Source organism: Solirubrobacter phytolaccae (assembly GCF_027587195.1).
GTDB lineage: Bacteria > Actinomycetota > Thermoleophilia > Solirubrobacterales > Solirubrobacteraceae > Solirubrobacter > Solirubrobacter phytolaccae.
In genome coordinates this window covers 221,255-231,765 of the sequence record NZ_JAPDDP010000001.1, presented here as the reverse complement: position 1 = coordinate 231,765, position 10,511 = coordinate 221,255, and the positions used below count along the sequence as shown (strand labels likewise).

The window sequence follows — 10,511 nt, the reverse complement described above, 5'->3', positions numbered from 1 at the left end:
GACTTGGCCGCGGTCGCACCGCTCGGAAGTGCGGGCGGGCCGCCGCCGTGGCGGCGATCGGTGCCGCGCGGCGTGCGGTCTCGCCGCCCCACCGCGGGCGTGCGGCGGCCGATCTCGGAGTCGCCGCGGCGGCGTCCCGCCCGCGGGGCGATGTCGTCGAGGCGTGCGGTGAGCGCGTCGATCTCGGCCAGGCCCGCCTCGATCCGGCGCAGCGACGCGCGCAGGCCGTCCGCCTCGCGGGCGAGGTGGGCGCGCTGGCGCTCGAGCGTGGCGCGCTCTTCGGCCACGGCGCGGACAAGGCGGTCGGACGGTCCCATCGGTCCTGCCGTTCTACACGCCGAGCCGGAGCGCGAGCCACGTAGGGCTGTGCAGAACCTGTGCGTATCCCCGCGTTTCGGCACCTACCGCTGTGCACAGGTCTGTGCGTAGCGCAGCCATTCCACGCAAATTGCAGGGGGTTCCCGTTCCGTCCGGACGTGGCGCGACTCTACGCAGCCCCACGTGGATCCGTGTAGCCCGTCAAGGAGCCCGTCGCATGTCCCGCTCGACCTCTCCACCCCTGTCCGACGACCCTTCGCCACGCCGTGACGAGACCCTGCTGCTCAGCGACCTGACGCGCCTGGTCGCGCTCGGCCTGCTCGAGCAACGCGAGGAGCCGCAGGGCGTCGTCTTCGCGCTGACGCCGCTCGGGCGTCACACGCCCGAGTTCGGTCCGTAGGCTTTGTCACATGTGCCGCAACATCCGTCAGCTCCACAACTTCGAGCCGCCCGCCACGACGAAGGAAGTCCAAGAGGCCGCGCTCCAGTACGTCCGCAAGATCAGCGGCTCGACGAAGCCCTCGCAGGCCAACGCGGCCGCGTTCGAGGCGGCCGTCGAGGAAATCGCGCAGGCCACGCAGCACCTGCTCAACCACCTGGTGACGAACGCGCCGCCCAAGAACCGCGACGAGGAGGCGGCGAAGGCCCGCGCCCGAGCGCAGGCCCGCTACGCCGCGTAGCCGCTACGGCAGGATGTGGTCCACATAGCCGCCGTCCACCCGGACGGCGCCGCCGGTCGTGGCGGAGGCGAGGTCCGAGCTGAGGTAGGCGACCAGGTTCGCGATCTCGTCGGGCTCGATGAGCCGGCCGAGCAGCGAGTTCGGGCGGTGCTCGGCGACGAACTTGCGCTGCGCGTCGTCCCAGTCGAGGTCGTCACCGACGAGCTCGCGGACGAAGTCCTCCACGCCCTCGGTGTGCGTCGGGCCCGCGATCACGCTGTTGACGGTCACGCCGCTGCCTTTGACGGCCTTCGCGAACCCGCGCGAGACGCCGAGCAGCGCCGTCTTGGTGACGCCGTAGTGGACCATCTCCTCGGGGATGACGACCGCGGAGTCGCTCGCCATGAACTGCACGCGGCCGTGGCCGCGCTCGACCATGCCCGGCAGGTAGCCGCGGGTGAGTCGGATCGCGGACATCACGTTGACGTCCCAGAAGCGCTGCCAGGTGTCATCGTCGATCTCGAGCACCGGAGCCGGCGCGAAGATCCCGAGGTTGTTGACGAGGATGTCGACGGCGGGCAGCTGGTCGAGCACCTTCCGCGCGCCCTCGGCGGTCCCGACGTCGGCGGCGATCCCGCTCACGCCCAGCTCTGAGGCGACCGCGGCGACCTTCGCCTCGTCGCGCCCGTTGATGGTCACGGCGGCACCGGCGCCGGCGAGCTTCGCGGCGATCGCGCGGCCGATGCCCTGCGTGGACCCGCTGATGAAGGCCGTGCGGCCCGAGAGGTCGATGTCCATGCGATCACCCTAGGCGCCGCCCGCGAACGGACGCCGCGCGGGCGGCGGGCGGCGTGAGCCGCCCTAGGCGAGCCGGCGGCCCAGGCCGGAGGCGCGTGCGACCGGGCGGGCGACCGCGGCGCGGATCGTCTCCTCGGTGCCCGCGAGGATCAGGCGCTTGTTCGCGCGGGTGATGGCGGTGTAGAGCAGCTCGCGCGTGAGGATCGGCGAGGTCGCCGCGGGTAGCAGCACGGCGGCGGTCGCGAACTGCGAGCCCTGGCTCTTGTGGACCGTCATCGCGTACACGGTCTCGATCGCGTTCAGGCGCGAGGGCGCGAACGGCACGGGCTTGCCGCGCCGCTCGAAGACCGCCGACACCTTGCCCGGCGCCGTGGAGACGACCACGCCCGCGTCGCCGTTGTAGAGGTCCAGCCCGTAGTCGTTCTTGGTCACGAGCAGCGGCCGGCCCGGGTACCAGCGCCCGCGGCCGATCGCGCTGCCGAGCCAGCGCTCGATCCGCGCCGTCCACACCGACACGCCGTGCGACCCGCGGCGGTGCGCGCACAGCACGCGGAACGCGCCGAGCGCCGCCATCGCCGCCGTGTCCTGCCCCGCGCGTGCCGCCTCGATCACCTCGGTGGCGGCCGCGACCGCGCCCTCGCGGATCGGCGCGAGCTGCGCGAGCGACTCGGGCTCCCCCACGTCCACCGGGATCCACGTGATGTCGTCGTAGCCGTGGCGGAGCGCCTCGATCGCCGCGTCCGCGTTGCCGCTGCGAATCGCGGGCGCGAGCGTCTTGATGCCCTCCTGCCCGCGGTGGACGACGTCGAGCTCCACGACACCCGGCCCGCGCACCCCTACGATGTCGCCGAGCACGGCTCCCGCCTCGATCGAGGTCAGCTGCCCGGGGTCGCCGACGAGCACGAGCCGCGCGCCGGGCCGCACCGCCTCGACCAACCGCGCCATCTGCGTCAGCGACACCATCGAGGTCTCGTCGACGATCACGACGTCGTGCGGCAGCCGGTTGCCACGATCGTGCCGGAAGCGGCTGTGGCTCCCGGGCTTCCACCCCAGCAGTCGGTGCAGCGTGGACGCGTTGAGCGCGAGCAGCTCGTCGCGCACCCGCGGGGCGACGTCCATCTCGAGCGCCGCCGCGTGGACCGCCTCCTTCAGGCGCGTCGCGGCCTTGCCGGTCGGCGCGGCGAGCGCGACCAGCGGCAGCTCGTCGCCTTGCTCGGCCAGCGCGGCGACGATCCGCGCGACCGTCGTCGTCTTGCCCGTCCCCGGTCCGCCCGCGACCACCGCGAACCGCCGCTCGACCGCGGTCTGCGCCGCGAGCCGCTGCGCGCCAGGCTTGTCGAAGAGCCGGTTGAGCGAATCCTCGAGCTGCAGCGTGTTGACCGCCTCCGCCTGGCCGAGCGCGCGCAGGTCGTCGGCGACCTGCCCCTCCTCGCGCCAGTAGCGATCCAGATACAGCGCGGAGTCCACCAGCCGCAGCGGGCGGGGATCGTGCGCGTCGCGCTCACCGACGTGCACCAGCACGGACTCGCGCACCCGGTCGAGCCAGTCGCCCGGCGCGGGCCACGGCAGCGCGGACAGGTCGACCGGCTCGTCGGCGTCGACCGTCGCCGTCTCGCGGATGGTCGCAAGGTCCACGTACACGTGCCCGAGCCGCGGCGCACGCACGGCCAGCGCGGCCGCGAGCACCACGAGCTCGTCCTCCTCGCCGCCCAGCAGCGCCAGCCGCTCGGCGACGTGCACGTCGGCCGCAGCCAGCACGCCGATCGCGTTGAACTCGCGCAGCACGCCGGTCGCCCGCAGCGCGTGCCGGACCTCGAAGTCGTCCAGGGCGCTCATGCGAAGACCCCGATCTCGAGCAGGTCGCTCAGCGCGACGACCAGCGGCGCCGGCGGCTTCCACGCGAACACGCCCGACTCCGGCGCGCCGGTCATCCCGCGCACGAACAGGTACAGGACGCCGCCGAGGTGGCGATCGGGGTCGTAGCCGGGCAGGCGCCAGCGCAGGTAGCGGTGCAGCGCGGCGGTGTAGAGCAGCGCCTGCAGCCCGTAGTGGGCGTGTTCCATCTCCGCCCGCAGCGCCGCGGGCGCGTAGTGCGCGGGCGTGAGCGTCTCGCCGGGTGAGGCGAGCATGTTGGTCTTGTAGTCAACGATCGAGAAGCGCTCGCCGACGCGGAACACGAGGTCGATGCTGCCCGTCAGGTAGCCGCGGACGGCGGCGCGCAGCTCCGGGTCCTCCAGGCGCGCGGCGTAGCCCGCCAGCGGATCGTCGGCGCCGAGGTGCTCACGCAGCACGGCGCCGATCGCGCCCGGCGTCAGCCAGGCGTGCGGGTCGTCGCCACCCGCGAGCGGCAATTCGAAGCCGAGCTCGTCCAGCCGGTCCGCGCGCAGCACGTCGCGCAGGCGGATGCCGTCGACCAGCGGGCCGAGCGGCGTCTCGATCGCCGCGCGCAGCCCTTCGACGACCGCGGCCTGGGAGCCGATGTCGACCGGCCGTCGCGCCAGCGTCTCGCGCACGCGTGTGGTCAGCTCGAGGTCCAGGTCGCCCGCCGCGAAGTCCACCGCTTCGAAGACCGAGTGCACGAACGTGCCGAACGCGGTGCCGCCGGGAATGCCCGCGAGCGGCAGCGCGGGCGCGACCGCGGGGTCGAACAGCGACGGCACGACCGGAGCGGTGCCCACCTCGGTCTCGTCCATCAGCAGCTCGTCCGAGCGGTCGTCGTCGGGCTCGTCGGTGACCACCGTCTCCTCGGGCTCGCTCGCGACGCGGGCCTCGTGCGCGGCCGCCGTCATGTCGCTGTAGGAGGTGCGCCGCCACGAGCGGTCCAGCTCGCGGTCGAACACCGCCGTGGCCAGCTGCGCCGGCTCGGGCCGCGTTCCCGACCATGGCTTCGTCCCCTCCGGCAGCGTCGCGCGCTCCACGCTCACGCAGCCGGGCGCGTTCGCCGCGAGCGCACGGAAGTGGTCCATCGCCGCGTCGTCCGTCGGCGGATTCGGGCCGCGCGTGGCGACACGACCGTCCGCGTCGCGCGCGAGCAGCAGGCGGCTGAGCGCCGAGTCGCGGCTGTTCCACGTGCCCGCCCACCACGTGACCGCCTGGTGCTTCGCGCGCGTCAGCGCCACGTACGCGAGCCGGAGATCCTCCCCACGCTGCTCGGCCTCATACAGCCGCTTGTGCCGGCTGTACGCGCTGCCGGCGAGCCCGACGTCGATCGTGCGCTGGAACCCGGCGTCGGGATCGTGGTAGACGATCGGGACGGGCTTGTCGTCGACCCACGTCGGCTCCCACAGGTACGGCACGTACACGACCGGGAACTCCAGCCCTTTCGAGCGGTGGATCGTCAGGACCTGGACCGCCTCGGCGTCCGACTCCAGCCGCCGTGAGCGCTCCTCGTCACCCTCGCGGTCGGCGTCCTGGACGCGCTGACGCAGCCACACCGCGAGGGCGGCCGTGCCGAACCGCTCGGCCGCCGCGGCGCTGTGCAGCAGCTGACCGACGTGGCGCAGGTCGGTCAGCTTGCGCTCGCCGTCGGCCTGGGCCAGCACGCGCCCCGGCAACCGCTCGATCAGGGTGATCGTCTCGAACAGCGACGCGAGGCCGCGGCGGCGCAGCAGCGACGCCCAGGCGTGCAGCCGCCGGTGCACGTCCTCCCAGTCCTCGTCGCCCGCCGTCGCCACGCGCTCCGCGCTCCAGCCCAGGAACGAGGTCATCGTCGCCGCCCGCGCGCGCGGCACCGACGACGGGCGCTCGAGCGCCTCCAGCAGCCGCAGCCACTCGCGCGCCGCGGGCGTGCCGAAGACGCTGCCCGCGCCGTTGATCACGGCGGGCACGCCGGCCTTGTCGAGCGCGTCCCGCACCGGCAGCGCGTGGGCCCGGTTGTAGCGGACGAGCACCGCGATGTCGCCCGGCTTGGCCTTCCCGGACTCGAGCAGCCGCACGATGTCCGCCGCGAGGTCGCTCGCCACGTACAGCCGGGCGGACGTGAGGTTCGCGTACCCCTTGCCCGTGAGCGTGATCGACGGGTGGCTGCGATCCACGACCCGCATCCGCAGCGGCGCGCCGAGCAGGTCGTGGCGCTTGTCCGGGTCGTTCGCGCGGACGTGCAGGTACTGGATCCGCTCGTCACCGAGCTGCGCGCCCCCGAACATCGCGTCGTAGGCGTCGATCAACCCCTGGTCGCTGCGCCAGTTGACGTCGAGCGTCTCCGTCGCCGTCGCCGCCTCCTTGGCCTCGAGGTAGGAGTAGATGTCGGCCCCGCGGAAGGCGTAGATGGCCTGTTTCGGGTCGCCGATCAGCACGAGCGTCACGCCGCCCCCGCCGAACGCGTTCTTGAGGATCTCCCACTGGATCGGGTCGGTGTCCTGGAACTCGTCGACGAGCACCACCCGGTAGCGCGCCCGCAGCTTCTCCACGCCGCTGCGGCGCAGCGCGTCGCGCAGCCGCGTCAACAGGTCGTCGTAGGTGATGATCGAGCGCGCCCGCTTGCGCGCCTCGAACTCGACCCGCGCGGCCGCCGCGAGGCGTGCCCGCATCGCGGCCAGGTCGGTGCCGGAGGTGTCCCGCGGCTCGATCGGAGCGCCCGGGTTCTCGATCGCGTCGGTCGCGATCAGCTTGGCCTCCGCCCGGGTGATCGACGGCGGCTCTTCGGACTTCATGAAGCGCCGCACGTAGAGGTCGTCGACGATCTCGCCGATCAGGTCGTCGACGTCCTCGACCAGCTGGGCGTCGCGCTCGAGGTCTCCGGCCACGCCGAGGCCACCGAGCACCTCCTGGCAGAACTGGTGCGTGGTCGCGATGGTCGCGGCGTCGAAGTCGGCGAGCGCGCGCGTGAGCCGATCGCGCCGCACCACGATCTCCTCCTTCTCCCCCGTGGCCAGCAGCCGCGCGACCGCGTCCTCGAGGTCTCTGAGCGGCGCGCCCGCGAGCACCTCGCCGAGGTCTCGCTCGGTCTGCACGAGCCGCTCGCGTACGCGGTCGCGCAGCTCCCCCGTCGCCATCCGCGTGAACGTGACGAGCAGGAGCTCGTGCAGCGGCGTGCCCTCGGCGACGTAGCGCGCCGCCAGCGCCGCGATCGTGTACGTCTTGCCCGTCCCCGCGCTGGCCTCGAGCACGGTGACGCCGCTCGGCAGCTGGCCGCAGATGTCGAACGCGTAGCTCACTGGTCATTCACGTCCTCGACGCGGATGAGCCCGCTCCACAGGCGGCGCGCGTACTGCCCGAAGCGGCTCGTCTCGCTCGGCTCCCACCGCTCGTCCTCGTGCGCGGGGATCGCAAGCAGGTCGTCGAACGCGAAGCCGGAGAAGACCAGCTCGTGCTCGGGCTCGCGATCCTCCTTCGGGAAGCGGTCGGACTCCCACTCGCCGCGGGCGTTCTGGCCCGTCGCGTACGCCGCCGACGTGCGGCACGCCAGCGGCAGCGGCTCGCGCATCCCGCGGTCGTACAGGTCCAGCAGCAGCTCCAGCTGCTCGATCGCGGCGGCCCGATCGATCACCGGGATCCGCGCCACGGTGACCGAGGCCATGTGGTGCGCGCCCGTCTGCGCGCGCCCGACGGTGAGCGCCTCGTATTCCCCGCCCGCGGCGCTGAGCGCGAGCAGCCGCACCCACGCGCCGAGCCGGTGGCGCGGGTTGACCTTCGAGTACGTGACCGTGGTCAGCAGCGAGCCGCGCACGCCGGCCACCGTGCCCGAGAGGCGCCGCCCCGCGACGTCCACCTTCACGTCCACCGACCCCGGATCGCCCGCGGCGCCGATCAGCGCACGTGCCTTACCCGCGATGTCGTTGACGCCCTGCCAGATGCCGTCGATCACCGGCCGCCCGAGCTGGCCGGGCGGCAGCGTGCCGCGCGCGATCTCGGCACGGATCGCCGCGCGGCTGTCCGCGCCCGCCATCACCGCGCTCAGCAGCCGGTCGCCGACGGCCCACTGCTCGAGGTTGTCGAGCTGCACCGGCAGCGCGTCCGCGACGTCCTGCGCGTAGTCGCCGACGCTGATCTCCAGCCGCTGGCGCAGGAACGCGCGCACCGGGCGCTCGACGAAGTACACGAGCGCGTCGAGCTCCACGGGACCGGCCGCGCGCGATGGGAGCGGCCCGGGCAGGAACGGCCGCTCGCCGGAGCGCGGCGCCGTCAGCGCCCGCGCGCCCTCGAGCGTCACGCGGTCGAAGCTCCAGGGCTTCGCAGCGCTGAAGTTGCGCGGGTCGAACGGCTGCAGCGGATGCTCGGTGACGACGCCCTTGCCGACGACGTCGAGCAGCTCGCCGACCGGCACCGCGGGCGGGCGCGGGACGTTCGTGCGCTCGTCGTTGCCGGTGTAGGTGATGATCAGCCGGTCACGCGCGGCGAGCAGCGCGTCGAGCAGCAGCTGGCGATCCTCCGCGCGGGCGTCGCGGTCGCCCACGTGCGGCGCGTCTAGCGTCAGATCGTCACCGTCGCGCGGCGCCTTGCGCGGGAACGTCCCGTCATCGAGCCCGAGCAGGCAGACGACGCGGTGCGGCACCGAGCGCATCGGCATCAGCGTGCAGATCGTCAGGTGGCCCGTGCGGAAGTTCGCGCGGGTCGGGCGGCCCCTCAGGCGGTCGGCGAGCAACGCGCGCACCTCCTCCAGCGACAGCCGGCCCTCGAACGACGCCGCTTCCTGGACGACGTCGTCGAGCAGCCGCTGCAGTTCCGAGCGCTGCCAGCCCTCCAGCGGCGGCACCGCGCACAGCGCGTCCGCCGCCGCGAGCAGCGCTTCGGCCCAGGCCCAGACCGGTTGCTCGACCGCGAGCGCGTCCACGGCCGTCTGGAGCCGCGCGATGTACTCCGCGAGCCGGCCCGCCAGCTCGATCGCGCCGCTCTCGACGTCGTCCAGCGGCAGCACGCCCGCGAACTGACGCTGCTGCTCGTCGGTCATCGTGACGCCGACCAGCAGCCGATCCAGCCCGAAGCGCCACGTGCCCGCGTGCAGCTCGGCGAGCTTGAACGGCGCGCGGTGCTCGGCGTCCAGGCCCCAGCGGATGCCGCTCGTGCGCACCCAGTCCTGCAGGCGGGCGATCGCGTCGTCGTCCAGCCGGAAGCGCCGGCGCACCGGCTCGCGCTCGGCCAGCTCGAGCGCCTCGGAGGCCGTGAGCCGCCGCCCCGCCAGCTCCAGCAGCCGCGCGACCACGCCCAGCACGGGGTTCGTCTGCCGCAGCGACCGGTCGGCGAGCCGGACCCGCAGGTTCGGCGGACGGTCCTCCGGCGGCAGCGTGTCCAGCTCGTCGTCCTCGTCCTCGGCGATCTCCCCCGCCCCGAACGTCGCCTGGATCAGCGGCGCGAACGCCTCGATGTCCGGGCACATGACGATCACGTCACGCGGCTCCAGCGACGGGTCCTCGGCGAGCAGGTGCAGGACGGCGTCGCGGACGACCTCGACCTGCCGTGCGCGTCCGTGGCAGGCGTGGACCTGGACGCTGTCGTCGGGCTCGCCCGGCTCGGGCACGCGGTCCTCGCGCACCGCGGCCTGCAGCTCGGTGAGCATCGTGCCCGTCCGGTGCGCGACCGGATGCTCGTGCGCGGCGATGTCCGGCCCGAGCACGAGCTGCAGCTCGCGCGAGTCCTGCCCCCACGAGGCGAGCAGCCGGTTGCGGGGCATGCGGGCGCTCTCGTCCTTCGCCCGCAGCACCGGCCACTGCCCGGCACCCGCGATCGCCTCCCACAACGCCGGCGACGGATGCAGCAGGAACAGGTGCACGTCGCGGTGCACCGCGAGCGCCCTGAGCACGTGCAGCTGCGCGGCCGGGAGCCGCGTGAGACCGAACAGGCTGAGGCGTTGGGGCAGCTCGACCACTTCCGGCTCCCCGCGCAGGCGGGCGCACGCCGCCTCGACCCGCGCCGCCGGATCGGGCACCGCGACCCGCGTCCGCAGGCGTGCGAACAGCTCCGCCTGCCAGTGGGTGCCGCTCAGCAGCTCCGGACGGTGCGTGGCGTAGCGGTCGAACAGGTTCGCGAGGTGCCGGACGGCCGCGAACCGCCGGGCCCGCGGATGCCCCGCGAGCGCCGCCATCCACGGCTCGGCGAGTGAGTCCTCGACCACCTCCAGCAGCGGCCACACGAGCCGCTCGGGCAACCACGGGTCGCGGTCCACGTCGATCCCGGACGCCGCGGCCACCGCGGCGCCCGTGAGCCGGCGCGGGAACGGGAACTCCACGTTCGCGCAGATGCCGAGCGCGTTCGAGAGCTGCTGCGTGAGCCAGCGCTCCATGCCGCGCGTGGGCACGGCCACGACCTCGCCCGCGAACGGGTCCGCGGGCGGCACGGCCAGCAGCGCCCGCAGGGCTTCAATCAGGCCGTCGGCCCGGTCGGATCGGTGGACGTGGAGCATGGCGACAGGCGCTACCGCGAATACATGATGATCCCGACACCGGTCAGGCACACCAGCGCGCCGATCAGGTCGAAGCGGTCAGGTCTGAAGCCGTCGAAGACGACGCCCCACAGGAGCGAGCCGACGATGAACACGCCGCCGTACGCGGCGAGCACGCGACCGAACTCGTTGCTGGGCTGGAACGCCGCCACCACGCCGTACGCGGTGAGCGCCATCGCCCCGAGCGCGACGAACGCGACGCCCTTGTGCTCCTTGATCCCGAGCCACACGAGATACGCGCCGCCGATCTCGGCGAGCGCGGCGGCTATGAAGAGCGCGATCGAACGGCCGGTCATCGTCGGCGACCGTAGCGAATGCCCGGTCGCCTGCCGCCCGGGTGCGTGAAAAGTGGCACTTGC

General features: G+C 73.6%; 7 protein-coding genes and 1 pseudogene. 2 read left to right on the top strand and 6 right to left on the bottom strand.

Annotation, left to right across the window (positions count from 1 at the left end; translation table 11 throughout):
* Positions 1–287: pseudogene (locus tag OJ997_RS00890) on the bottom strand (hypothetical protein); the annotation flags it as partial.
* 248 nt (positions 288–535) lie between these two features.
* Here OJ997_RS00890 and OJ997_RS00885 point away from each other — a divergent pair.
* Entirely contained in the window at positions 536–718 is a 183-nt protein-coding gene (locus OJ997_RS00885) for a hypothetical protein (RefSeq protein WP_270023102.1), read from the top strand.
* A gap of 10 nt (positions 719–728) precedes the next feature.
* The gene (locus OJ997_RS00880; protein ID WP_270023101.1) at positions 729–998 is read left to right on the top strand and encodes a DUF2277 domain-containing protein; all 270 of its coding nucleotides are present in this window, start codon (positions 729–731) and stop codon (positions 996–998) included.
* Between the two features lie 3 nt (positions 999–1,001).
* Here the strand turns inward: OJ997_RS00880 and OJ997_RS00875 are convergent, their stop codons facing one another.
* The 5 genes from OJ997_RS00875 to OJ997_RS00855 all read right to left on the bottom strand — a co-directional run bounded on the left by OJ997_RS00875 (position 1,002) and on the right by OJ997_RS00855 (position 10,448).
* On the bottom strand, positions 1,002–1,775 hold the full coding sequence (locus OJ997_RS00875) for an SDR family NAD(P)-dependent oxidoreductase (protein WP_270023100.1): 774 nt from the start codon (positions 1,773–1,775) through the stop codon (positions 1,002–1,004).
* 63 nt (positions 1,776–1,838) lie between these two features.
* A complete protein-coding gene (gene recD / locus OJ997_RS00870) occupies positions 1,839–3,611 on the bottom strand; it encodes an exodeoxyribonuclease V subunit alpha (protein WP_270023099.1) in 1,773 nt (590 codons plus the stop codon).
* Positions 3,608–6,931 (bottom strand): UvrD-helicase domain-containing protein, encoded by a 3,324-nt coding sequence (locus OJ997_RS00865; RefSeq protein WP_270023098.1) that lies wholly within the window; start codon positions 6,929–6,931, stop codon positions 3,608–3,610. Before OJ997_RS00865 ends, recD begins: the two co-directional genes overlap by 4 nt.
* Positions 6,928–10,113 (bottom strand): exodeoxyribonuclease V subunit gamma, encoded by a 3,186-nt coding sequence (recC, locus tag OJ997_RS00860; RefSeq protein ID WP_270023097.1) that lies wholly within the window; start codon positions 10,111–10,113, stop codon positions 6,928–6,930. The genes OJ997_RS00865 and recC overlap by 4 nt, the downstream gene beginning before the upstream one ends.
* A gap of 11 nt (positions 10,114–10,124) precedes the next feature.
* Entirely contained in the window at positions 10,125–10,448 is a 324-nt protein-coding gene (locus OJ997_RS00855; protein WP_270023096.1) for a YnfA family protein, read from the bottom strand.
* Positions 10,449–10,511 lie beyond the last annotated feature (63 nt).